This window comes from Aeromonas sp. 25-248 (assembly GCF_053005425.1).
This window is the reverse complement of the sequence record NZ_JBRKTB010000001.1, coordinates 383,141-405,701: the sequence shown is the minus strand read 5'-3', so window position 1 is coordinate 405,701 and position 22,561 is coordinate 383,141. Positions and strand designations below refer to the sequence as shown.

Here is a 22,561-nt window from a genome sequence, read left to right as displayed (position 1 = left end):
GAGTTCAGAGATGAACCCGAATGTAGAAATCGGCGGCAGCGTGGTGGCCTATGCCCCGGCCTCCAGCGCCAACCTGAGTGTGGGCTTTGACGTCCTGGGGGCGGCGCTCGCCCCCGTGGATGGCTCTCTGCTGGGGGATCGCGTCCAGGTCAAATCGGCAGAGGTGCCTTTCGCTCTCTCTTCCGTGGGCCGTTACGCCCACAAGTTGCCGGACGACCCGAAAAAGAACATCCTCCACGACTGCTGGGTCGCCTATGGCGAGGCGCTTGAGAAGCGCGGCCTGGGTCTCAAGCCGCTGGAAATGGTGCTGGAGAAGAACCTGCCGGTGGGCTCGGGCCTGGGATCGAGCGCCTGCAGCGTCGTGGCGGCGTTGGAAGGGCTCAACGCCTTCCACGGTGCGCCTCTCAATGAACACGACCTGCTGCTGTTGATGGGGGAGATGGAAGGGAAGATCTCCGGCTCCGTCCATTACGACAACGTGGCGCCCTGTTATCTGGGCGGCATGCAACTGGTGCTGGAGGAGGGGGGCGTCATCAGCCAGGGCATCCCGGTGTTTGACGAGTGGTACTGGGTGGTCTGCTACCCGGGCACCGTGGTCTCCACCGCCGCCGCCCGCGCCATCCTGCCGGCCCAGTATCGCCGCCAGGACTGCCTCACCTATGGCCGCCGGCTGGCCGCCTTCGTGCATGCCAGCTACAGCCGCCAGGAAGGGCTGGCCGCCAGCGTCCTGAAAGACGTGATCGCCGAGCCTTATCGCGCGGCCCTGATTGAAGGCTTCAACGAGGTGCGGGCCCAGGGGGCCCAGAACGGGGCGCTGGCCACCGGCATCTCGGGGTCCGGTCCCACCGTGTTCGTGGTGATGAAGGATCTGGCCCAGGCCGAACGCATGAAAGAGTGGATGGAAGCGCACTTCGTGCGCAATGAAGATGGATTTGCCCGGGTCTGCAAACTGGACATGGCCGGGGCACGGGTAACAGGAAGCGAGCTATGAATCTTTACAACATCAAGGACAAGAGTGAACAGGTGAGCTTCGCGCAGGCGGTGCGTCAGGGTCTGGGCCGCGAGCAGGGGCTGTTCTTCCCAGAGACCCTGGAGCCGCTGGCCGACGTGGATGCCCTGCTGGATCTGCCGCTGGCCGAGCGCTCGGCCCGCATCCTGAGCCACCTGCTGGGTGACGAAGTACCGGCTGCCAAGGTGAGCGAGCTTATCGACGCTGCTTTCACCTTCCCGGCGCCCCTGGTGAAGCTCAAAGACGGCACCTATGCCCTCGAGCTGTTCCACGGCCCGACCCTGGCGTTCAAGGATTTCGGCGGCCGCTTCATGGCCCAGTGTCTGGCTGCGTTCAGAACCAATGACAAGATCACCATCCTCACCGCCACCTCCGGCGACACCGGCGCCGCCGTGGCCCACGCCTTCTACGGCCTGGAGGGGATTGAAGTGGTGATCCTCTACCCCAAGGGCAAGATAAGCCCCTTGCAGGAGGCGCTCTTCTGCACCTTAGGCGGCAACATCCGCACCCTCGCCATCGACGGCGACTTCGATGCCTGTCAGGCGCTGGTCAAAGATGCCTTCGACGATGAAGGGCTCAAGACCGCCATCGGCCTCAACTCCGCCAACTCCATCAACATCAGCCGCCTGCTGGCCCAGGTTTGCTACTACTTCGAAGCCGTGGCCCAGTTGCCGAAAGCCGATCGCGCCAAGGCGGTCATCAGCGTGCCGTCCGGCAACTTTGGCAACCTCACCGCGGGTCTCATCGCCAAGGCGCTGGGGCTGCCGGTGAAGCGCTTTATCGCCGCCACCAACGCCAACGACACCGTGCCGCGTTACCTGAAAACCGGCCAGTGGGAGCCGCACCAGACAGTCGCGACCCTGTCTAACGCCATGGACGTGAGCCGCCCCAACAACTGGCCGCGGGTGGAAGAGCTGTGCCGTCGCAAGGGCTGGGCGCTGGAAACCTTGGGCTCAGGGATGCGTGATGATGCCCAGACTCGCGACGCGCTCAAACGCCTGCATCAGCTGGATTACCTGTGCGAGCCCCACGGGGCGATTGCCTGGGATCTGCTGAACGAGCAGCTTGGGCAAGACGAGGTCGGTGTGTTCCTCTGCACCGCCCATCCGGCCAAGTTCAAAGAGTCGGTGGACGAGATCCTGAATCTGGATGTACCGCTGCCGGGCCCGCTCGCCAAGCACGCCGCGCTGCCGCTCCTGTCCCACGATCTGCCCGCTGACTTTGGCCGCCTCAAGGCCTTCCTGCTCGGTTAAGCCGTCATGAGACGCTGACGATCCCCCGCTTTTTCACGAAAGCGGGGGATTTTTTATGTCCGGTATTGATGTCCGGTATTGGGCGGGTAGCCCGCCCAGATCCCCCTGAAACAAGGAGCACGGCATGAGCCCGCATCCCCTTCGCACCCTGATCGAGACCTGTGACGCCGCCATCTCCCGGCGCGACTTCGACGCCCTGATGGCCTTCTACGCCGAAGACGCCGCCCTGGTGGTCAAACCCGGCATGGTGGTGCGCGGCATTCCCGCCATCCGCCGCGCCTTCACTGCCATCTCCGATTACTTTGACGGTCAGCTTGAGGTGACCCAGGGGGCCATGGAGGTGATCGAGGGGGCAGACAATGCCCTGGTGATCATGGAGACCCGGCTGCGATATCCGGGCGGAGAGGGGTGGATTGCTGAAACCCGGCGCGCTACCTATGTGTTTCGCAAAGAGCCCGGCGGGCAGTGGCGCTGCACGGTGGACAACTCCTACGGCACCACGCTGCTGGGAGCGCAGCAGCCCGGCGATCGGCCTGCAACCGACTAGCGCAGTCACACTGGCTCGACGTAGCCAGAGTGCGTGTATAGCGTGCGTAATCAAGGCTCACCATCAAGTCCGTGCTGTCAGATCGGTTAGTCAGATTGAGTAGCCAGATTGAGTAGCAAGAGCCAAGCCATCCAGGCCGGGGAGCCCGAGCCGCACGCAGGGCACCGCTCTGCCTGGGAGGGGGCATCACAGCGCAGCCCACGGCGCAACTCCCCGTTTTGGTTGTGCCTCACAACCTGCTGGCAGAAAGTGCGCCGACAGTGATTGCTGCGACGTTTTTGCACATTTGATTTGCACTCTCGTTGTTATGCTCGCCCCTGGCAGCACAACCCTGTCTGTGGGTCATTTCCAGCCCCCCGGGGCCCGTTGACCCGGCCTGCCGTGGCTGCTAATCAGGGGACTGCTTGACACCCTTCATGGACGAGCAGGGCCGCAGATGCCTCGACGGCGCGGCTTATCGACAACAACAACACCACAGTGCAGGGAGCAAACCATCATGTGGCCGTACCGAAAAATAGTGACCCAGTCCCTCAATACCCCCCTGATGATCGCCAGGATCATGTTTTACCTGGCCCTGTTATTGGTCTTCCCCCTGCCAATGATCATGCTATCGGACTCTCCGGCGGCAGAGATCGGGCGTTTCTCTTACATCCTGGTGACGTTTCCCATCGCCATTGGGCTGATGCTGATATCGAGCCTGATGGCCATCCTCATTGCCATGGTGGAGTCGCGCAACCAGCAGCCACCCCAGGGGCGGTGGTAAGAAGGTCCTTGCCTTGCTAGCCATCCAATAAAAAACATCCCGTGCGGGATGGTTTTTTTGTGTCCGCTCACCCAGCGCGGCGACGCTATGGCCTTGATATGGCCCTGATATAGCCCGACGAGTGCTGACCTGAGCTGCCAATCTGGGAGTGCCAACCCGGGACGCCCGCCTTGCTGGCCGCTGCTGCCCATCATCTGTGGCCATGCCGCCGAACAGAGCGCGCCACAGAGTCAGGCGGTAGCGCCTTCTCCGGTTACCGAGGAGGCTGTTTGATACGCCAAGCACCGTAACGTGGGGGGGGGCTCATCGACGAGTGACTGGTGGCGGCAGGAACACAGGCACCCAATAAAAAAGAACTCGACTTGTGATGAAAATCCAGTATTTTGGATTAATCTCCTTTATTTTGGATTTTTACATGGATTTTCAACAGATGCTGGCGGCGCGGCTGCACGGGCTGCGGGAACAACAGGGCTGGTCGCTGGAGCAACTGGCCGAGCGCTCCGGGGTGAGTCGCTCCAATATCTCCAATATCGAGCGCGGTCAGAGCAGCCCGACCGCCGTGGTGCTCGATAAACTGGCCACCGCGCTGGGCGTGCCGCTCGCCTCGCTTTTCACTCATGAGCCCGAGGAGTCGGTCTCGCCCTGCCGCCGCGTTGAAGATCAGCCGGTCTGGACCGATCCGCAATCCGGTTATCAGCGCCGCCATCTGACGGCATTGCCGCAGGCGCCGCTGCAGATGGTGGAGGTGCACTTCCCCGCCGGGCAGAGCGTGCAGTATGCACCCCAGCCGCTGCCAACCCATTGGCACCAGCAGATCTGGCTGCTCGAAGGCGAGATGCAGATTGAATCGTCCGAGGGGCAGTGGCAGCTTCGCGCCGGCGATTGTCTCTGCATGAGCATTGAGGGGGGCACCCGCTTTATGAATCCGGGCAGCACGCCCGCCCGCTATCTGGTCGCCCTGGTACGCAGTACCAACTAAAGAAGGGATACGCAGTACCTGCTCAACAGGGCACCAAGTACCGACCAAGGACTACGCATTACCCGCCAAAGGCGGCCCGTGGCACGCACCAAAGAGGGGGCGTGCGGGGAGTCATGCAGACGTCGGTATATCCGGGAATGACAATGTGCCGAGTCCCCGTCAGCGCTGCGAGCGGCGCGCTGCAAGGTCCGGCACGCAACAAGGGCAACAAGAGAGAGGAGAGAAGGGATGCAAATCAGACTGGATGATGTGACCGACCCGCGCGTGATGGCACTGCTGGAAGAGCACTTGAACGACATGCGTGCCATCTCGCCCCCCGAGAGTACGCACGCCCTCGATGGTGCGGCGCTGCGCGCACCGGACGTCAGTTTCTGGACGTTGTGGGACGGGGAAGAGGCGGCCGGTTGTGTGGCCCTGAAACGGCTGGAGGCGGGACATGGCGAGATCAAATCGATGCGCACCGCCGCCCGCTACCGCCGCCGTGGCATTGCCCGCCAACTGCTGGCTCATGTGCTGGAAGAGGCCCATCTGCGCGGTCTGACCCGCCTTAGCCTGGAGACGGGCAGCCAACCCTTCTTTGCACCGGCGCATCACCTCTATCACGCCTTCGGGTTTGAGGAGTGCGGCCCCTTTGGTCATTACCGTGAGGATCCCTACAGCCGGTTTATGACCAAAGCATTGTGAGCCGTATGACGGCGCCCAGGTGGACAAATAGAAGAGGATAAATGGAGGGAAAATAGGGACACCCGCTTTTTTGCTGCTGTCTCTGACCATGCGGCCCGCCGGGTAAATGTTGCTTGCCCGATACGAAGTGGATGACTGGAATAGGTGGGATAAAAAATAAAGCCAGCCGGTAATGGCTGGCTCAGAAAGGTGGGTGTCCTGGATTTCGGTGACGCTGTTTTGGCGGCTGGGTATCCAAGTGGTGGGCGACAGAGGTCATTGCCAGCAATTCGCCCAGCACTATGGTCAGCGGCGATGCCATCAGCCACCTTGTTAATCCGATAGATCCCGTTTTACTCCCTTGGCATTTGTTTGGTGTCAAGCATTGCAATGTCTGAACACGCGACCCCACTGGGTAAATGTCACTCGTGTACAAGGTATTTATCGGGTTCCAGGAAGATCAGTGTGTGATGAGAGATATAGCCAGCCAGGTAACGGCTGGCTCAGAAAGGTGGGTGTCCTTAATTTTTTGTTCAGTGAAGTGTCATTAAATGATCCTTTTGTTTCTCCATAAGCTGGAACAACATATTCTCTCGATAACTACTTAATGTATGCCGAAGTGTGTCAAGGCAAATATTTCGTTCAAAGTGATTTGTTATGTCGGCCATCTTCTCTTTAATGGCGGTACCATCTTTAATTATTTTTTTGTACATTTCGATGTTTTTGGATATCAAACCCTTACGAATCAGTCGGTCAACGGGGTTGATAACAGAGTTTTCTAGGAAGTGACAGTCTATAAATTGGTAAGCGTTGTTCTTCATAAGCCCAAATGATGATGCTGTTTTCATGAATCCAATGAAATCATTATGCTCTGAAAAATCATTGTTAGTGTTGAATTCATTTATTCTTTTAATTGTTGATTGCCATTTATCTTCTTTGAAAAATGCTGTTGGATTTATTTTTATTGCGGCGTAAAAATCTTTGCTAGAAATTCTTTCTCGTGGCGGCAGACTAAGTGAAAATATATAAGCAAGTAAAGGTTTATATATTATATTAGAGTAGGTCTCAAGGAATTCTATGTAAGAAAGTGTGTTTTCGCATGTTTTTCTATATATATTAAGGCAAGCGTTGAGGTTTTCTGCACTATTTATTATGCTTTCTTTTCCATATCCATAGGTATGAAGGACATATTTATTAGATATGATCGTTAAATTTACGTTTGCCAAGTCTGGTGTGAAATGAGATAGATCTGAATCTATGGCAAAAACATGCTTTATATTAGCTTTTTCTAAATGGGAATAAAATCTAGCTTTTCCTCTGGCACCGTCATCGACGACATCAATGCCTGAACTCATAGTGAACTGATATCGTTGAATAATGTCTGTGCCTAAAACATCAATCCAAAATGCCTTATCCCGTTCGTTTTCAACGTGAATCCATCCCTTATCCTCCGGATCTCGTAATATCACATTGAATACCTCAGCAAAATCCTTGCTGTAAAGAATATCGATAAAGTTATTGTTTTTCATTTGTGAGTATTATTTTTTAGAAAACCAGGTCTTTTATATCGACCATTTTTGATTTGTAATTCGCCATAACAAGAGCAGGTGAGTGAGTAACAACAATTATTTGAGATTGATCTGCTATCTTCTTAAGGCTGTTAATTAAATTCATTTGCCAAGCAACATGTAAAGATATTTCAGGTTCATCCATGAATATTAAGCAGGGGTTAAATAGCGAGCAATTTAAGGTTTTTATCAGAATAAGAATTAATTGCTTCTCTCCAGAAGATAAATTTCTTGTGCTAAGTCGCTGGCCATTTGAAGAAATTGATAGTTCACCATTTTTACCTACAAGAACTTTTTTTCCTGATTCTTTGAAAAATATAGCCAACTCATTATTTAAAGTGTCTATTTTTGCATTATTTTTGTCATCAACTTCTTGGAGAGATTTTGAGTTATTTTTTCTTATAAAGTCTCTCTTTGTTTTATCTTTAATTTGAATTATATTGTCTTTCAGCTTATCTAATTCTTCCTTTATTACTACATCAAGCTCAGAATATAATTTTCCACTATATTTATCATATTTTTCTTGAGATAAAAGTAACATGTCAAACGTAGAAATAAACTCTATCGATATGTTTTTATTGAAATAACTTATATCGCTTTCATTTTTGCTAAAAAATTCAGACTGACCTTCTAAAATGTATCTGGTTATATCACTGGTAGATGATTTTATATTTTCAATGTTTTTTATGGTTTTACGTATTTTTTCTATTTCTTCATGGCTAGATTGGCTCGTGAATTTTTCATTCTCAATCAGTTCTGAAAGTAATTTTAGCATATAGTCATTTTTTTCATGGCCATCGCTAATTTTAACTTTACCTTTTTTGCCATTATTTAGTTCTATTTCCATAGAATCAAACTTACCTAATATCCCTCCAATGCTATTTTGGTCGAAACTACGAATGTCTTGTAGTCCCAATTGTGCCAGTTTGAATATGGTAGACTTACCAGATCCATTATTTCCAACTAATATGTTTATGTCGGTTAATTCCCACAGGATGTTATATTTAGAGACAAGGTTATTTATCGTTATTTTTTTAATGAAAAATGGGTTCTTTTTTCTCCATTCTTCTAAGTGCATATTATTCTCCAAACTAAAAGGCTTTTGATTTTATTGATGGCTAGATAATAGTTCCCTATTGAAATAGGAAGGTGAAATTGATGACATAGTATGATTGAAATTAAAAGAGTGGCAGAGATATATAGTATTCATCTTTCAATAGTTAGGCTTCATTTTGCTCAGTTCAGCCTACAATCTTGGCTTGGCTTGGCTTGGCTTGGCTTGGCTTGGCTTGGCTTGGCTTGGCTTGGCTTGGCTTGGCTTGGCGTCGATTGCTTAGTAAAAACACGCTACCGCCCGTGGATTACAGCTTCCAAAATGCTTCGTTGACCAGCGAGGGTAGTTGCCCATCGCAGTTCAATAGGCATCGAGCGGCTATAATAGGCCAGTTGAAACCTCTTCTACTAGTTAAAAGTGTTCCAACTATCAGAAAAGAAAGATTTTCTTGCGCTAGCTCACTACTTTGTGAGTGGCCTTATTCGGTTGATTCGGTGGGATTAGTGGCATGGAATAGAGGGAGGTACTCTGGCCGTCCTACTGTGGGAAATACTATAGTGCAATCGGAAGAGGGGGGCAGGTGAGCCTTGTTCCCTCGGTGCCAGAACCACACTCAAATCAATAACGAGGGCTTGTCAGATGAAATCCATTACCATCCTGATGACAGTGTTGTTGCTCGGTATGGGGGTAGCCCAGAGCGCGACCTCTGGCGCGCAGCAAGAGTGCGAGGCCCAGGCGGCGGTGAAGAAGCTGGCGGGCGCCGCCAAGACCAGCTTTGTGGGCAAGTGCGTCAAGGATGCCTCCGCCAGTGCCAAGGCAAGCCAGTGCGAGAAAGCGGCCGCCGATAAGAAGCTGGCCGGTGCTGCCAAGAACAGCTTTATCCAGAAGTGCGTGAAGACGAACGGGGCCGCCGACAAGGCGACCCAGTGCGAGAAGGCGGCAGCGGACAAGAAGCTCGCCGGGGCGGCCAAGAACAGCTTTATCCAGAAGTGCGTGAAAACCGCCTGAGCCGGTTGAGGCTCTGAAATCAACGCAGGTTGAGGCAGTGACGAGAAAGGGGCCCTGGGGCCCCTTTCTCTGTTGTGATGGGGGGTGGGGGCAGCCCTCGCCGCCAGTGTGCCCGGCCATAAGCTCCGGGCGGGGAGCTGACTTGATCCCTGCCTGGTCATCACTCTCCCTGGGTTGGCTGGGTATGTTCGGGGGCGCTGCTCAGCAGATCCTGCCCCTCGTCCTGGCTCAGCACCAGATAGCGCTCGTACTGGCGCAAGACGTCGGCACTCAGCTCGTCCCGGGTCAGGTACTGGATGTCGTAACCGGCGCGGCCGTCGGCAAAATAGGTGATGGGCTCGAAGATGCGGGCCTCGGGATCGTGGTTGTGGGCCGCCTCCAGGGGGTTGAAGGCGGGTGCGGGGCGGGCCTCGATGCGCACCCCGTAGCAGAAGTCCCGGCGACCCTGCTGGGGCACCAGCAGATGGCACTGATCCGGCCCATCCTCTTCGACCCGGCTGGTGATGCCCCGGGCAGCGAACTCCTGACTCAGGGCCGTCAGGGCGGGCAGGGCGACCTTGTCCACAAAGGCGCGGGCTTCCTGCTCGGTGGAGGGGCGCAGCAGGTGATCCATCCGGGTGCGCCACTGCTTGCCGTTCCAGAAGTCAGTGGCGGGGGAGAGGCGCCTGGCCGAGTGCTCCTTGTCTGCGACAAGGCCGCGGCAGAGTCCGAGGCAGAGCAGCACCATGATGAAGGCAAACGGCAGGGCGGCGATGAGGGTCATGGACTGGAGTGCCGCCAGCCCCCCTGTGCTCATCAGGGTACCCGCGGTGACCCCGAGCAGTAGAGCCCAGAACAGGCGCTGCCAGATCGGTGAGCCCTCTTTGCCCTGGGTGGCGATGTTGTCGATGACGAAGGCTCCCGAGTCGGCGGAGGTGACGAAGAAGACGCTGATGAGGATCACTGCGAGGGCCGAGGTGATGTCTGCTCCCGGCAAGAGGTCAAAGAAGTTGAACAGCAGGGTGTCGATGTTGCCGACCGAGTCGATGAGGCTTGTGCCCCCCTCATGCTGGCTGGCCCAGATGGCGGCGTTGCCGAACACCGTCATCCAGAGCAGGTTGAAGGCGGTGGGCACGAACAGGACGCCGAGGATGAATTCGCGCAGGGTGCGTCCGCGGGAGATGCGGGCGATGAAGAGGCCGACGAAGGGGGACCAGGAGATCCACCAGGCCCAGTAGAGCAGGGTCCAGTTGCCGAACCAGCCCGCCTGGCGGGTCTCGCTGTAGGTGAAGGTGCGGAAGGTGAGCTGGCTTAAAGAGGAGACATAGTTGCCAATGTTCTCCGAGAGGGCTCCCAGCAGGTACTGGGTGGGGCCGGCCACCAGCACGAACAGCAGGAGCACGATGGCGAGAAAGAGGTTGAGCTCGGAGAGGCGCTTCACCCCCTTGTCGAGACCGGTGACCGCCGAGATGCCGGCGAGGGCGATGACTACCCCGATGAGGCCGAAGCGAAACAGCTCCCCCGAGGTGTCCATGCCGGTGAGGCGGGTGATCCCCGCCGAGAGTTGCATCACGCCATAGCCCAGGGTGGTGGCGATGCCGAAGATGGTGCCCACCAGGGCGAAGACGTCCACCGCGTGGCCGAGCGGCCCGTGGATCTTCTCCTTGAAGATGGGATAGAGGCCGGAGCGGATGGTCAGGGGCAGGTTGTAGCGAAAGCCGAAGTAGGCCAGCACCAGGCCGACGATGGCGTAGATGGCCCAGGCGTGAAAGCCCCAGTGGAAGAAGGTGGTGACCATGGCCTCGCGGGCGGCCACCTGGGTCAGGGGCGTCGCCTGGGGCGGGGAGACGAAGTGACTCATGGGCTCGCCCACCCCGAAATACATGAGCCCTATCCCCATGCCGGCGGCGAACAGCATGGCGAGCCAGGAGGTGAAGCTGAACTCCGGGCGGGCATCGTCCGGCCCGAGGCGAATGTTGCCAAAGTGGCTGAAGGCGATCACCAGCAGCAGGATCAGGAACATGCCGACCACCAGCACATAGAACCAGCTGAAGTGCTGGGCTATCCAGCTCTGGCCGCTGCCGAAGAAGCGGGCGGCGGCCTCCGGGGCCAGGGAGCAGATGGCCAGCAGCGCCAGGATGAAGAGCAGACCCGGGATGAAGATGGGCAGCGACAGGGTGCATCTGGGGGGACGGGGAGCGTTCATGGGACACCTTTGGGTGGAAGGACTCAAGACACTATAGGCCCCTCGGGTGCAAAGCAGACAAGGGGTGGACGGCGAGTGACAGGGTCAACGGCCATGAACACCGTGGGGGAGGAACTCGTCGTCCTGTTTTTTTCATCGTATTTTATGCCTTTAAATCAGATGGTTACCGCTTTCTTGTTTGTTAATAGCGAGTTGATGCCGTTTTTTGGGAAATCTTTTCCCCCCTCGTCCGGTTCTATTGAACGTAGCCGGATGAGATGCGCCGGAGACATCACTCTCGACAACAAGGAATAGAGACATGAACGTGAAAAAGAGTACTGCCATCGCCTCTGCCATGACGGGTCTGCTGGCCCTGGGTGCCCAGTTCATCGCCGCGCCGGCCATGGCTGCGGATGACAAGGAGAAGTGCTACGGCGTGGTCAAGGCGGGCAAGAACGACTGCGCCACCAAGGGCGGATCCTGCGCCGGCACCGCCAAGATGGATGCCCAGGGGGATGCCTTCGTGGTGGTGCCCAAGGGGCTGTGCGAGAAGCTCGCTGGCGGGTCCCTGCAACCCAAGTAAGCCGCATGCCATGGTGTGGCGCCCGCCACATCATGGCCCTATCTATTGAGAGCCCAGCCATGAACCCCTTGATCGGTATCGGTTTACGCCCCCCGCACTACGACGAGATCCGCCACACCCTGCCCCGAGTGGGCTGGCTTGAGGTACACAGCGAAAACTACTTCGAGCGCCACAGCCAGGGCTTCGAGGTGCTGGGGGAGCTTGCGAGGCACTACCCCGTGAGCCTTCACGGAGTCGGCATGTCGCTGGGCTCCGCCGATCCTCTCGATGCCGGGCACCTGCGCCAGCTGGCGGCCCTGGTGGCGGCCATCTCGCCGGTGCGGGTGTCGGAGCACCTGAGCTGGGGCAGCATCGGCGGGCGCTATTTCAACGATCTGCTGCCCATGCCCTACACACGGGCCGCTCTTTTGCACATGAGCGACAAGATAGATCGGGTGCAGCAGACACTGGGCAGACAACTGCTCATCGAGAATCCCTCCTCCTACCTGCAACTGGCGGGGGAGATGGGGGAGGCCGAGTTTCTGGCCGAGCTGGCTGGGCGCAGCGGCTGCGGCGTCCTGCTCGATCTCAACAACCTCCATGTGAGCGCGGTCAATCACGGCCTGGAGGTGGACGACTATCTGGCGACTATCGACCTCGACACGGTCGGCGAAATTCACCTGGCCGGTTTTACCGAGAAGCACCTGCCTCAGGGGCCCCTCTATATCGATACCCACAGCACCCCCGTGGCCGAGCCCGTCTGGGCGCTCTACGAGCAGGTTTGCCAGCAGCGCGCCATCCCCACCCTGATTGAATGGGATCTGGCGATCCCCCCGCTGCCGGTGCTGCTGGGAGAGGCGCAGCGTGCCAGCGAGATCCTGAGCGCGGCGCAGCAACCATCCAGGGAGGCCGCCCATGTCTGAGCTTGTTTTCCCGCAAGGTACTTTTGCGAGCGGGCTGCTCGGGGAGGCCGCCCATGTCTGAGCTTGCTTCCCTGCAACGCGCTTTTGCGAGCGGTCTGCTCGGCCAGGATGATGCCATCCTCGGGCACGTCCAGCCGGGGCGCTTTGCCCCCGACGCCCTGTTGCAGATCTATCGCAACAACTTCATCCTCGGCCTCACCGAGGTGCTCGCCAGCAGCTACCCCGCGGTACGCGCCATGGTTGGCGAGACCTTCTTTGAGGCGGCGGCACGAGGGTTCGTGCTGGCGGCACCTCTGGAGGAGGGGAGCGTCATGGACTACGGGGAGGGCTTTGGCGACTGGCTGGCACGCTTGCCCACCACGGCCGCGTTGCCCTGGCTCGGGGATCTGGCCCGCTTCGAGTGGGGGCTGGAGCGGGTCTCGCTGCTTGCACCAGAGACGCGGCGCTGGCCCGCCGAGCGGCTTGCCGCCATGACCCCTGAGCACTGGGAGCGGCTGGTGCTGCATCCTGCCTGCGATCTGCAACTCCTGGAGAGCCCCCATCCGGTGCTGGCGCTCTGGCAGATGGCCCTGCACGGCGGTGAGACGGTCAGGGAACTGGATGCTGTCTGCTCCCTGGCACTCAAGAAACGCCCCGGACACCGGGTCGACCCCATTCCCCTGGATGCCGCCGCCTGGCGTCTGCTGCAAGGCTGCCTGCAGGGCAGGCCGCTGGCCAGCCTGCTGGCTCAGGATCCCGCCATGGCCGAACACCTGGCCCCCCTCATCACCCTCGACCTGCTGGTCGATCTGGAGCTTGCCCCATGACAACGCAAACCCTTGCCAGGCCCCTTGGCCCCCTTGTTGAACGCATCTTGCCCTGGTGCAGCGGTGGCCTGTTGCTGCTTGCCAGGCTCTGGGTTGCCACCATTTTTCTGCGATCCGGCTGGCTCAAGTTAACGGCCTGGGACAGCACCCTCTATCTGTTCGAGTTTGAATATCAGGTGCCCCTGCTGCCCTGGCAGTGGGCGGCCTATGCGGGCACGGCGACCGAGCTGTTGCTGCCCCTCTTCCTGCTGGCGGGCCTCTTCACCCGTCCGGTCGCCTTGCTGCTGTTTGGCTTCAACGTCATGGCGGTCATCTCCTACCCGGCCCTCTGGGCGGGGGGCTTTCACGATCACCAGTTGTGGGGCTGGATGCTGCTGACCCTGGCCGTGTGGGGGGCGGGCCCCCTGGGGCTCGACAGCTGGCGCCTTGCCCGTCGCTCGCCTCCGGCGTAAGGTGGCCGCACACGAGCCCTGCCTGACTGACGGGTGGGAAAGGAATGCAAAGGAGAAGAGATGAAGGTACGCGAGGCCCTGGCGGCCGATATTCCTGCCCTGACGACACTGCGCATGGCGCTCTTTTGCGAGGTGGGGGAACTTGCCCGGCCCGATGAGGATCCGGTCCTCAGGGAGGCGACGCAGGCCTACTTCATGCAGGCGCAGGAAGAGGGCAGCGCCCGTAGCTGGGTGGTGGAAGAGGAGGGCGAGGTGGTGGCGTGCGCCACCCTGGCACTCTTCGTGCGCCCGCCCTACCCGGGCAATCTGGCGGGGCGGGAAGGGTACCTGCTCAACATCTACACCCGGCCGGCCTGGCGCAGACGGGGAATGGCGAATGCCCTGCTGGTGGCCATGGTGGCGTATGCCCGCGAGCAGCAACTGGGCAAGCTGTGGCTCCATGCCAGCAGTGATGGGCGCGCTATCTACGAACGGTTCGGCTTTGCCGGCAATCCCGCCTGTCTCGAGTGCGTACCTGCCCGTTAGCCTCCTCTTTTTCTGCACCGAGTTGATCCTCTTTCACAAGGGCTGCGTACTGGGAGCCCTTGGCGGCATCGCCGCTTTTCTATACACTGCGCGCCCCATTCGTTTCAGTCGTCCGACCACTTATGTCGGCGCTGGCGGTGCCGATACCCTCTGTGGGTGAGGCCGTGGTGCCCATGGGGATGGTCAACGAGGAAGAAGTGTCATGTTCAATCAGAAGCTCAAAGCGCAGTTGCAGGCATGCCAGACCCGGCTCGACGAGGAGCAGGGCATCATAGAGGCGATCAAGGCGGGCGCCGCCACCGTCATCTTCAGCCCGGAGGGGATCATCCAGGAGGCGAGCACCCCTTTCCTGGCCCTGATGGGATATGGTGCCGCCGAACTGATTGGGCAGCCCCACAGCCAGCTCTGTCCAAGGGCCTGGGGGGAGTCCGGTGACTATCGCCAGTTCTGGCGCCGCCTGGCCCAGGGGGAGGTGCAGTCAGGCACCTTCGAGCGCGTGAACCGGCAGGGGGAGACGCGCTGGCTGGAGGCGACCTATTTCCCGGTGAAGCACCAGGGCCGGGTGACCCGGGTATTCAAGATGGCCAGCGACGTCACCGAACAGCACCAGCGGCTGGAGCGACTCGAAGCGCTGACCGAGGCACTGGACCGCTCCCGGGCCATGATCGAGTTCACCCCGAACGGCGACATCCTCCATGCCAATGCCAACTTCCTGAGCGTCATGGGTTACACCCTGGGGGAGATCGCGGGCAGGCACCACAGGATCTTCTGTGACGAAACCTTCCTGCGCGAGCAGCCCCGTTTCTGGGAGGAGCTGGCCCGGGGCCAGTTCAAATCCGGCCTCTTCATGCGCCACAACAGCCGGGGGCAGGCCGTCTGGCTGGAGGCGACCTACAACCCCATCCGGGATGGCAGTGGCAAGGTGGTGCGGGTGGTGAAGTTCGCCAGCGACATCACCGCGCGCATCGAGCAGAACCACGCCACCCGGGAGGCGGCCCGCCTGGCCCACAGCACCGCCCAGGAGACCCTGCACAGCGCAGAGGAGGGGGCGGGCTTGCTGCGCGCCGTGGTGCAGACCTCTTCCCTCATCGCCTCCCAGGTGGATGAGGCCATCGCCCTCATCGGCCAGCTCAACGAGCAGTCCAGAAGCATCGAGGCCATCGTCTCGACCATCAGCGCCATCGCCGATCAGACCAATCTGCTGGCCCTGAACGCTGCCATCGAGGCGGCGCGGGCGGGGGAGCAGGGGCGCGGGTTTGCGGTGGTGGCGGACGAGGTGCGCCAGCTGGCCGCCCGCACGTCGCTCTCTACCGACGAGATCGCCAGGGTGGTGCAGAAGAACCGCGAGCTGACCGCCAGGGTGACCGACGACATGGCCGGGGTGGCGGGCAGCGCCGAACTCGGCAAGCAGCAGATCGCCGGCGTGGACAAGCTGATGAGCGAGATCCACCAGGAGGCGGACAGGGTCTCCCAGACGGTGTCGGCCCTCTCCATCTGAGGGGCTGACCGCAAGATTGCCAACAGAGTGAGCGATCGGACGGCCAGGCTGAACCCTGGCTGTATGACGCCCCCCTTCGTCATTGTGCCGCCCGGCCCCCTTGTTTAGGCTGCCGCCTCCTTTTTATTGAGCAGGTAGACAACAATGGCAGTACGACAGAGAGGCAGGGCACTGGCCCTGCTGCTGGGAATGGGGGCGAGCCTGGGGCTCGGTGGTTGCATGGGCCAGATGGGCCTCTCTTCCATGGTGACCAAGGGCAACCTCAGCGTGGTGGACAATCGCTACGGCCGTGCCGGCGTCTTCGTGCTCCTTTCCCCCGTCTATGGCTTGGCGGCCACGGCGGATCTCTTCGTGTTCAACACCATCGAATTCTGGTCCGGCAAGAACCCCATTACCGGCAAGTCGCCCGCCCTGGTGGATCAGAAGAGCGATGCGATCATCAAGGTGAACCAGCACCTGGATCCTGCCCTCAACCAGGTGCCGCTGGCCCTGCTGCCCCAAGGGGTGCGCGAGGTACAGGTAAGCTACCCGGACGAGCGCACCGCCCAGATGGAGATCCACTACATCGATGGTCAGCGCAGCCTGATGCGGGGAGAGATGCGCGGGGAGCGACTGGATCTCTATCTGGATGACAAACTGGTCTCGACCCTGAGCCGCGAGCAGCGCGATGCGGCGGCAAGTCGGGGAGCGGGGCAGGTATAATTTGTCGCGCCCCTGATCCTTTACTCCCGACAAATGCTATACATGCCTGCGGGCAAGTACGCCCCGATGTAGAGGGAGTGGGCTATGACGGTAAACGGGTTGCGTTTGGCAGAGCTGATTGGTTCTCTCAGTCATGCCCTGGACATGACGGAAGGGCAGCCGAGAGGCCACTGCATCCGCTGCTGCTGGATAGGCTCTCGTCTGGGGGAGCAACTGGGACTGGATGCCCGGCAGCGCCACGACCTCTACTACACCCTGTTGCTCAAGGATCTGGGGTGCAGCAGCAATGCCGCCCGCATCTGCGAGCTCTATCTCACCGACGATCTTCACTTCAAGCGCGACTTCAAGCTGGTGGATGGCTCCCTCTCCGAGGTGGTCAACTTCGTGCTGGGCCACACCGGCTTGCAGGCGGATCTGCTGGGCCGTTTTCGCAGCCTGTTCCACATCTTTCGCAACGGGGATCAGATAGCCAACGAGCTGATCCTGACCCGCTGCCACCGGGGGGCGGACATCGCCCGCCAGTTGCGTTTCAGCGACGAGGTGGCCCAGGGGATCCTCTCCCTGGATGAGCACTGGAGCGGCAAAGGGCGGCCGCAACAACTGGCGGGGGAGGCCATCCCGCTCTTCTCCCGCATCGCCCTGCTCTGTCAGGTGGTGGACGTGTTTCACGCCGCCGCCGGGCCGGACGCGGCGATGAGGGAGCTGCGCGAGCGCAGCGGCAACTGGTTTGATCCCGCCCTGGTCAATGCCTTCGAGGCGCTGGCAGACGAGGCCTTCTGGCAAGGGCTGGCGGATCCCGCGTTGGCGGAGCGGGTCTTCGCCCACCCGGCGGGGCAGGGGGAGGTGGCGCTGGATGAGGATTATCTGGATGAGATTGCTGCGGCCTTCGGCCAGGTGGTGGACTCCAAGAGCCCCTATACCGCGGGGCACAGCGGCAGGGTGGCGCTCTATACCGACATCCTCGCCGCCCAGATGGGGCTGTCCGAGGCGCGGCGACGCTGGCTCAAGCGGGGTGCCCTGCTTCACGACGTGGGCAAGCTCGGGGTGAGCAACGCCATCCTCGACAAGCCGGGCAAGCTTGACGAGCAGGAGTGGGCGGCGGTGCAGATGCATGCCGCCTACACCGAGGAGATCCTGGGCCGCATCGGCGCCTTCGAGGAGCTGGCCCTGGTGGCTGGCGCCCACCATGAGCGACTCGACGGCAAGGGCTACCCCAAGGGGCTCAAGGGGGAGGCGATCACCCTGGAGACGCGCATCATCACCACCGCCGACATCTTCGATGCCATCACCGCCAAGCGCCCCTATCGGGATGCCATCCCGGTGCCGCGGGCCCTGGAGATGATGGCGGAAAACCTGGGCACGGCCATCGACCCCGACTGCTTTTCCGCCCTGAAGGCGGGGATAGAGGACTTCTCCCTCTACCTCACTCCGGAGCAGCCCCTGGCTCGTGCAAGCTAAGGCGCGAGCCCGAGACAAGCAAGCCCCGCATCGGCGGGGCTTTTTTGTGGGCGGTTGCAGGAGGCGCGATCAGGGGAGGGCCGAGGGCTTGGCATAGGGTTGCAGCACCAGCCCCAGCAGGCGATGGAGGTGGGTGAGCTGCTCGATGAGATGGAGATTGAGCCAGAGGTAGCCGCCAAGGGTGGGGTCGTGTCCCTGGCCTGGCGCCTGGCTTGCGTCCCCATCGAGCCGGGCGGCGGCGGCTTGCAGGCGGCCGATGGCCTGGTCGGCTGCCGTGGTATCGCCGCTCTTGAGCATGAGGGCGAGTTCGGTGAGCACTGACTCCGTCGCCTGCTGGCAGGCGCGAAGCCCGGGGTGGCTCTGCATCAGGAAGTGGCTCTGGCGATCCCGCCAATAGGTGTTGGCCAGCATCTCCAGGGTGCAGACGCTGTTGCGAAGGGTGGTCTGGGTCGCCTCGAACAGCGGGCTGCCAAGGCGGGTCTCCTTGACCGCCGGGGCCAGCAGGGGGCGCAGGCTGACTATCTTGGCGAGCAGGCGGGCATGGCTTCGGGTGAGCTTGGGGCGCTCCAGCACGTTGGGGGAGAGGTGGGTGTGGTAGAGCCGCCCGGCCTGCTGCAGGGTGTCGTGCATCTGCAGACGCCAGTGGGTATAGGCCCGCTGGGGGTAGATGCTGCAAAACAGCAGTGCCAGCACCGACCCCAGGATGACGTCGCCGCTGCGCCAGAGCGCGGTCTCGATGTCCCCGGGCACCCCGCCGACGATGACCCCCAGGGTGATGCCGATGAGCAGCCCCACATAGGGGCGCTTGCCGAGCGCCAGGTAGCCGCACAGGAACATGATGGCGCAGCACCAGGCCAGCATCAGGGGCAGGGAGTAGAGCTCCAGATAGAGGGCCACCACCCCGCAGGCGGCGCCAAAGACGGTGCCCACCACCCGTTGCAGGGCGCGCGACAGCACGTTGCCCCAGAACGAGATGGGGCCCATCACCACCACCAGGGTGATGAGGGGCCAGGTGCTCTCCGGCAGCTTGAGCTCCCGGGTCAGCAGGAAGGTGAGGGTGAAGGCCAGGGCGATGCGCAGGCCGTGGACCAGGCGGTAGCGGCCATAGATGAGCAGATCGAAGCGGGAGAGGGGGGCATTGAGGCGCAAGGGCGTTCTCTTATCTCGGGTCAGGGTTGTGAGGATAGCAAGGGGGACGGCATTCGCCTTGACCTGCGTCGTTTCCCCGGTTCATACGGGCGCACCTGTCGGCAGGCGCACCATGACCCGCTCGCCGGGGGGAAGGGCCGCGCTACCCGGCGCCCGTTCGATGCGGCAGTTGGCACTGTCGTGGCCCCCATCCACCGGGCGCACCAGCAGGGTGCCCGCCTCGTCCTGACTGAGCAAGCCGGGCACAACGCCCTGCTCTGCCGATGGGGGCAGGGCCGCCAGCAGCCTGGCGCAGAGGCGAAGGGGCGGCGGGGCCTGACGGGGTTCGTGCGGGGGCAACCGGGCGCAGATGAAGTCGGCGATGGCCTCCAGATCCTCGAAGGGGAACCGGGGCAGGGTCGTGGCCTGGGGGGCGTCGCTCACGAGGGCGACGATGTCAGGATCATCGGGGAAGAGCAGGGGCCGGCCGATGGCGGCGCGATACAGCTCCACCTTGGGAAAGCGCCTGTGCTTGAACCCCTCGACCAACAGCAGATCCAGGGCGCTCGCATCGAAGCGGGCCAGCAGCACCTCGAAGGGGGGCTCCCCCTCCGGGGTCTCCCGGATCAGGGCGTGGCGCCGGTCGGAGGCCGCCATCACCTGGGTGGCGCCCGCCTGGCGCAGGCGGTGGCTGTCCTTGCCGGGCTGGTCCATGTCAAAGGCGTGATGGGTGTGCTTGAGCACCCCGAGGCGCAGACCGCGTGCCACCAGGCGCGGGATGAGGCGCTCCAGCAGGGTGGTCTTGCCGGTGCCGCTCCAGGCGACGAAGCCGAGCAGGGGCAGGGGGCTCATGGCGCACCCCCTTCCCGCAGCCTCGCCTCCCAGGCGGCGAGTTCGGCCGGGCTGTTGAGGTTGACGAAGGCGTCGGGCAGATCGGCAAAGGGCACTACCGCCATCCGGTGGCGGGCAAACCAGGCCCCGGTCTTGCGCTCCCCGTCCGCCAGCGCCTGTTGCAGAGAGGGGCGCAGGGCGCGGCGCAACAGGGCGACCACGGGCTGGAGGTGCTCCCCGTCGTGGGCCACCACCAGATCGGTGTCCGGGGTGATGGCGGCGCGAAAGCGGGTCATCAGATCAAGGGGCAGGGCGGGGCCGTCACAGGGGACGAACAGCACCCAGTCGTGACGGGCCGCCGTCAGCCCCGCCAGCATGCCGGCCAGCGGCCCCTGGAAGTCGGCCTGCGCGTCCCCGATGACGGGAGCAAGTTGCCGGTAGCGAGCCTGGCTGCGGTTGGCGTTGATCAGCACCTCGTCGACTTGGGGGCGCAGGCGGGTCAGCACGTGTTCGATCAGGGGAGTGCCCGCGAGGGGCACCCAGCCCTTGTCATCGCCCCCCATGCGGATGGCGCGACCGCCCGCGAGGATGACGCCGCTGACGAGAAAAGCGGGGGAAGAGGAAGGGGTCATGGTGCTCCGTTGCTCGCAAAGGGATGCCCACAGGGGCGTGTCGGGATCTTGCGCCAAGGCGGGCGCGGGAGCAACCTTCGGCTGCCCCGGCAAAGGCGCCTTTGGCCGCAGGGTTTGTCCAAGCTCACAAAACCGGATCGGCAAACGTCATATGATCCCCAGCATTCTGAGTCTTGCTCTCCTGCCTGATGGCAACTTCATGTAAATCAAAGAGAATGACTATGGCTACCGGACAATATCTGCTGTGGAAAGATGCACAGGGTCACGATTTTCGCCCCGTTGCGCTGACGGGCACCAATCTGCTCAACGATCGCAACCTCAACAAGGGTACCGCCTTCACCGAACAGGAGCGGGCCGATTTTGAGCTCGACGGCCTCTTGCCGCCCCAGGTGCAGACCTTCGAAGCCCAGCTGGAGCGGGTCTATGAGGCCTTCCTGAGCGCCTGCAGCGACATCGAGAAGTACCAGAACCTGCGAGCCTTGCAGGATCGCAACGAAACCCTGTTCTACGCCCTCCTGTCCCGCCACGTGGAGGAGATGACCCCCTACATCTACACCCCGACCGTGGGCAAGGCGTGCCAGGAGTTCAGCCACCGCTTCCAGAAGCCGCGCGGCCTCTACATCACCCCGAAGAACGTCGAGGACATGGGCTCTCTCGCCCGCCACATGGATGCCAAGGCGGTGCGCATCATCGTCGTGACCGACAGCCAGGGGATCCTCGGCATCGGCGATCAGGGGGTGGGGGGCATGGGCATTCCCATCGGCAAGCTCGCCCTCTATACCCTGGGGGCGGGCATCCACCCCGCCTGCTGCCTGCCCATCGCGCTGGACGTGGGCACCGACAACCAGGCGCTGCTGGATGACCCCATGTACCTGGGTCAGCCCCACAGGCGCATTCGCGGCAAGGAGTACGACGACTTCATCGACAAGTTCGTGGCCGGGGTCAAGCGCCACTTCCCCAACGCCGTGTTGCAGTGGGAGGACTTCAGCAAGTCCAACGCCTTCAACAACCTGGCCCGCTACCAGCAGGCGCTGCCGTCGTTCAACGACGACATCCAGGGCACCGGGGCCGTGGTGCTGGCGGGCATCATAGGGGCCGTCAAATCCAAGGGGGAAACCCTGGGCCAGCAGCACTACCTGGTCTACGGGGCCGGTGCTGGCGGGGTCGGGGTGGCGGATCAGATCTGCGCGGGGATGATCCGCGAGGGGCTTGACCCGCAGGCGGCGCGGGATCGCATCTACATCCTGGATACCCAGGGGCTGGTGTGTGACAACCGCGAGGGGCTGGATGAGTACAAGCGCCGCTACGCCAAGCCGGGCCTCTTGCTGGCCCAGTGGGATCTGCAGGGCAAGGCGGGGCTGACCGAGGTGCTGCGCCACGTGCCCATCACAGTGCTGCTCGGCACCAGCGGCGCCGGTGGCGCCTTCCAGGAGGAGCACATCCAGCTGATGCTGACCCACTGCGAGCGCCCCATGGTGTTCCCCCTCTCCAACCCCACCGCCAACTGCGAGGCCCTGCCGGAAGACATCTTCCGCTGGAGCCAGGGGCGCGCCATCGTCGCCACCGGCAGCCCGTTCAAGGACGTGCATCATGAGGGGCAGGATTATCGCATCGGTCAGGGCAACAACGTCTTCATCTTCCCCGGCGTGGGGCTGGCGGCCATCGTCAGCCAGATCCGCGAGATAAGCCCGGACATCTTCACCACCGCCGCCTTTGCGCTCGCGGAGTGCGTGAGCGAGGCGGATCTCGCCCGGGGCACCGTCTACCCGAGGATCAGCGAGCTGCGCAACATCTCGGTGCACGTGGCGACCGCGGTGCTCAAGGATATCGTGCGCCGCGACCCCTCCCACCCGCTCATCGGTCAGGATCTGCAAGAGCACATCCTGAGCCATATGTGGGAGCCGGTCTACCTGCCGTACCGCCGGGTCTGAGGTGCGACCTGCCCGCACGTGTCGCGGGCATGACGATGCCATAGAAACAGAGAGGGTGGCCCAGGCCACCCTCTCTGTTTTCCGCCCTGCTGTGTGTGCGGGGCA

Annotated in this window: 22 protein-coding genes; 16 read left to right on the top strand and 6 right to left on the bottom strand. The window is 60.9% G+C overall.

All coding sequences use genetic code 11. The features are described 5' to 3' along the window. Nucleotides 1-10 precede the first annotated feature (10 nt). The 6 genes from thrB to ACVDHI_RS01885 all read left to right on the top strand — a co-directional run bounded on the left by thrB (nt 11) and on the right by ACVDHI_RS01885 (nt 5,235). Nucleotides 11-991 carry a homoserine kinase gene (thrB, locus tag ACVDHI_RS01910; protein ID WP_010673589.1) on the top strand — a complete coding sequence of 327 codons (981 nt, stop codon included), beginning with the start codon at nt 11-13 and terminating at the stop codon, nt 989-991. After that, a complete protein-coding gene (gene thrC / locus ACVDHI_RS01905; RefSeq protein WP_049636630.1) occupies nt 988-2,262 on the top strand; it encodes a threonine synthase in 1,275 nt (424 codons plus the stop codon). The genes thrB and thrC overlap by 4 nt, the downstream gene beginning before the upstream one ends. A gap of 124 nt (nt 2,263-2,386) precedes the next feature. Continuing rightward, a complete protein-coding gene (locus ACVDHI_RS01900) occupies nt 2,387-2,809 on the top strand; it encodes a YybH family protein (RefSeq protein ID WP_103260514.1) in 423 nt (140 codons plus the stop codon). 496 nt (nt 2,810-3,305) lie between these two features. Next, the gene (locus ACVDHI_RS01895; RefSeq protein ID WP_039039361.1) at nt 3,306-3,572 is read left to right on the top strand and encodes a hypothetical protein; all 267 of its coding nucleotides are present in this window, start codon (nt 3,306-3,308) and stop codon (nt 3,570-3,572) included. A gap of 415 nt (nt 3,573-3,987) precedes the next feature. Then, nucleotides 3,988-4,551 carry a helix-turn-helix domain-containing protein gene (locus tag ACVDHI_RS01890; RefSeq protein WP_161653714.1) on the top strand — a complete coding sequence of 188 codons (564 nt, stop codon included), beginning with the start codon at nt 3,988-3,990 and terminating at the stop codon, nt 4,549-4,551. Nucleotides 4,552-4,716: 165 nt separating this feature from the next. Then, nucleotides 4,717-5,235 carry a GNAT family N-acetyltransferase gene (locus tag ACVDHI_RS01885; protein ID WP_167825981.1) on the top strand — a complete coding sequence of 173 codons (519 nt, stop codon included), beginning with the start codon at nt 4,717-4,719 and terminating at the stop codon, nt 5,233-5,235. A 512-nt stretch (nt 5,236-5,747) separates the two neighbouring features. Here ACVDHI_RS01885 and ACVDHI_RS01880 read toward each other — a convergent pair. Both ACVDHI_RS01880 and ACVDHI_RS01875 read right to left on the bottom strand, forming a co-directional pair. Continuing rightward, the gene (locus ACVDHI_RS01880) at nt 5,748-6,743 is read right to left on the bottom strand and encodes a hypothetical protein (RefSeq protein WP_447211622.1); all 996 of its coding nucleotides are present in this window, start codon (nt 6,741-6,743) and stop codon (nt 5,748-5,750) included. A 16-nt stretch (nt 6,744-6,759) separates the two neighbouring features. Continuing rightward, complete coding sequence (locus ACVDHI_RS01875) at nt 6,760-7,860, bottom strand: ATP-binding protein (protein ID WP_161653712.1); 1,101 nt, start codon at nt 7,858-7,860, stop codon at nt 6,760-6,762. Nucleotides 7,861-8,475: 615 nt separating this feature from the next. Here ACVDHI_RS01875 and ACVDHI_RS01870 point away from each other — a divergent pair. Next, nucleotides 8,476-8,844, top strand: a complete 369-nt coding sequence (locus ACVDHI_RS01870) for a hypothetical protein (protein WP_447211621.1) — start codon at nt 8,476-8,478, stop codon at nt 8,842-8,844. A gap of 160 nt (nt 8,845-9,004) precedes the next feature. Here the strand turns inward: ACVDHI_RS01870 and ACVDHI_RS01865 are convergent, their stop codons facing one another. After that, a complete protein-coding gene (locus ACVDHI_RS01865; protein ID WP_201925694.1) occupies nt 9,005-11,029 on the bottom strand; it encodes a BCCT family transporter in 2,025 nt (674 codons plus the stop codon). Between the two features lie 298 nt (nt 11,030-11,327). Between ACVDHI_RS01865 and ACVDHI_RS01860 the strand changes: the two genes are divergently transcribed. From ACVDHI_RS01860 to ACVDHI_RS01825, 8 genes are all read left to right on the top strand, one after another. After that, complete coding sequence (locus ACVDHI_RS01860) at nt 11,328-11,591, top strand: BufA1 family periplasmic bufferin-type metallophore (RefSeq protein ID WP_010673595.1); 264 nt, start codon at nt 11,328-11,330, stop codon at nt 11,589-11,591. Between the two features lie 59 nt (nt 11,592-11,650). Next, nucleotides 11,651-12,493: an MNIO family bufferin maturase gene (bufB, locus tag ACVDHI_RS01855; RefSeq protein ID WP_324050265.1), complete on the top strand. Its 843-nt coding sequence runs from the start codon at nt 11,651-11,653 to the stop codon at nt 12,491-12,493. Between the two features lie 53 nt (nt 12,494-12,546). Next, nucleotides 12,547-13,299, top strand: a complete 753-nt coding sequence (locus tag ACVDHI_RS01850) for a DNA-binding domain-containing protein (RefSeq protein ID WP_339581080.1) — start codon at nt 12,547-12,549, stop codon at nt 13,297-13,299. Continuing rightward, nucleotides 13,296-13,751 (top strand): DoxX family protein, encoded by a 456-nt coding sequence (locus ACVDHI_RS01845; protein ID WP_319888251.1) that lies wholly within the window; start codon nt 13,296-13,298, stop codon nt 13,749-13,751. Before ACVDHI_RS01850 ends, ACVDHI_RS01845 begins: the two co-directional genes overlap by 4 nt. 60 nt (nt 13,752-13,811) lie before the next feature. Then, nucleotides 13,812-14,276 carry a GNAT family N-acetyltransferase gene (locus ACVDHI_RS01840; RefSeq protein WP_041214775.1) on the top strand — a complete coding sequence of 155 codons (465 nt, stop codon included), beginning with the start codon at nt 13,812-13,814 and terminating at the stop codon, nt 14,274-14,276. A 202-nt stretch (nt 14,277-14,478) separates the two neighbouring features. Next, complete coding sequence (locus ACVDHI_RS01835) at nt 14,479-15,774, top strand: methyl-accepting chemotaxis protein (protein WP_447211620.1); 1,296 nt, start codon at nt 14,479-14,481, stop codon at nt 15,772-15,774. 144 nt (nt 15,775-15,918) lie between these two features. Further along, a complete protein-coding gene (locus ACVDHI_RS01830) occupies nt 15,919-16,476 on the top strand; it encodes a DUF3332 domain-containing protein (RefSeq protein ID WP_301481853.1) in 558 nt (185 codons plus the stop codon). Between the two features lie 84 nt (nt 16,477-16,560). Continuing rightward, the gene (locus ACVDHI_RS01825; RefSeq protein WP_447211619.1) at nt 16,561-17,934 is read left to right on the top strand and encodes an HD-GYP domain-containing protein; all 1,374 of its coding nucleotides are present in this window, start codon (nt 16,561-16,563) and stop codon (nt 17,932-17,934) included. A gap of 69 nt (nt 17,935-18,003) precedes the next feature. On the opposite strand, the gene ACVDHI_RS01820 is transcribed toward ACVDHI_RS01825, so the two are convergent. The 3 genes from ACVDHI_RS01820 to mobA form a co-directional block, all read right to left on the bottom strand. Next, nucleotides 18,004-19,083, bottom strand: coding sequence for an FUSC family protein (locus ACVDHI_RS01820; RefSeq protein ID WP_447211618.1), 1,080 nt, complete (start codon nt 19,081-19,083; stop codon nt 18,004-18,006). A gap of 81 nt (nt 19,084-19,164) precedes the next feature. Then, on the bottom strand, nt 19,165-19,914 hold the full coding sequence (mobB, locus tag ACVDHI_RS01815; RefSeq protein WP_447211617.1) for a molybdopterin-guanine dinucleotide biosynthesis protein B: 750 nt from the start codon (nt 19,912-19,914) through the stop codon (nt 19,165-19,167). Beyond that, nucleotides 19,911-20,525, bottom strand: coding sequence for a molybdenum cofactor guanylyltransferase MobA (gene mobA, locus ACVDHI_RS01810; RefSeq protein WP_274799203.1), 615 nt, complete (start codon nt 20,523-20,525; stop codon nt 19,911-19,913). The genes mobB and mobA overlap by 4 nt, the downstream gene beginning before the upstream one ends. Before the next feature lie 221 nt (nt 20,526-20,746). Between mobA and ACVDHI_RS01805 the strand changes: the two genes are divergently transcribed. Beyond that, nucleotides 20,747-22,456 carry an NAD-dependent malic enzyme gene (locus ACVDHI_RS01805; RefSeq protein WP_201901368.1) on the top strand — a complete coding sequence of 570 codons (1,710 nt, stop codon included), beginning with the start codon at nt 20,747-20,749 and terminating at the stop codon, nt 22,454-22,456. Nucleotides 22,457-22,561 lie beyond the last annotated feature (105 nt).

Excerpts from the sequence above, each read along its gene's own strand:
- thrB (WP_010673589.1), top strand. The coding sequence starts at position 11 with ATGAACCCGAATGTAGAAATCGGCGGCAGCGTGGTGGCCTATGCCCCG.
- thrC (WP_049636630.1), top strand. The coding sequence starts at position 988 with ATGAATCTTTACAACATCAAGGACAAGAGTGAACAGGTGAGCTTCGCG.
- ACVDHI_RS01900 (WP_103260514.1), top strand. The coding sequence starts at position 2,387 with ATGAGCCCGCATCCCCTTCGCACCCTGATCGAGACCTGTGACGCCGCC.
- ACVDHI_RS01895 (WP_039039361.1), top strand. The coding sequence starts at position 3,306 with ATGTGGCCGTACCGAAAAATAGTGACCCAGTCCCTCAATACCCCCCTG.
- ACVDHI_RS01890 (WP_161653714.1), top strand. The coding sequence starts at position 3,988 with ATGGATTTTCAACAGATGCTGGCGGCGCGGCTGCACGGGCTGCGGGAA.
- ACVDHI_RS01880 (WP_447211622.1), bottom strand. The coding sequence starts at position 6,743 with ATGAAAAACAATAACTTTATCGATATTCTTTACAGCAAGGATTTTGCT.
- ACVDHI_RS01875 (WP_161653712.1), bottom strand. The coding sequence starts at position 7,860 with ATGCACTTAGAAGAATGGAGAAAAAAGAACCCATTTTTCATTAAAAAA.
- ACVDHI_RS01870 (WP_447211621.1), top strand. The coding sequence starts at position 8,476 with ATGAAATCCATTACCATCCTGATGACAGTGTTGTTGCTCGGTATGGGG.
- ACVDHI_RS01865 (WP_201925694.1), bottom strand. The coding sequence starts at position 11,029 with ATGAACGCTCCCCGTCCCCCCAGATGCACCCTGTCGCTGCCCATCTTC.
- ACVDHI_RS01860 (WP_010673595.1), top strand. The coding sequence starts at position 11,328 with ATGAACGTGAAAAAGAGTACTGCCATCGCCTCTGCCATGACGGGTCTG.
- bufB (WP_324050265.1), top strand. The coding sequence starts at position 11,651 with ATGAACCCCTTGATCGGTATCGGTTTACGCCCCCCGCACTACGACGAG.
- ACVDHI_RS01850 (WP_339581080.1), top strand. The coding sequence starts at position 12,547 with ATGTCTGAGCTTGCTTCCCTGCAACGCGCTTTTGCGAGCGGTCTGCTC.
- ACVDHI_RS01845 (WP_319888251.1), top strand. The coding sequence starts at position 13,296 with ATGACAACGCAAACCCTTGCCAGGCCCCTTGGCCCCCTTGTTGAACGC.
- ACVDHI_RS01840 (WP_041214775.1), top strand. The coding sequence starts at position 13,812 with ATGAAGGTACGCGAGGCCCTGGCGGCCGATATTCCTGCCCTGACGACA.
- ACVDHI_RS01835 (WP_447211620.1), top strand. The coding sequence starts at position 14,479 with ATGTTCAATCAGAAGCTCAAAGCGCAGTTGCAGGCATGCCAGACCCGG.
- ACVDHI_RS01830 (WP_301481853.1), top strand. The coding sequence starts at position 15,919 with ATGGCAGTACGACAGAGAGGCAGGGCACTGGCCCTGCTGCTGGGAATG.
- ACVDHI_RS01825 (WP_447211619.1), top strand. The coding sequence starts at position 16,561 with ATGACGGTAAACGGGTTGCGTTTGGCAGAGCTGATTGGTTCTCTCAGT.
- mobB (WP_447211617.1), bottom strand. The coding sequence starts at position 19,914 with ATGAGCCCCCTGCCCCTGCTCGGCTTCGTCGCCTGGAGCGGCACCGGC.
- mobA (WP_274799203.1), bottom strand. The coding sequence starts at position 20,525 with ATGACCCCTTCCTCTTCCCCCGCTTTTCTCGTCAGCGGCGTCATCCTC.
- ACVDHI_RS01805 (WP_201901368.1), top strand. The coding sequence starts at position 20,747 with ATGGCTACCGGACAATATCTGCTGTGGAAAGATGCACAGGGTCACGAT.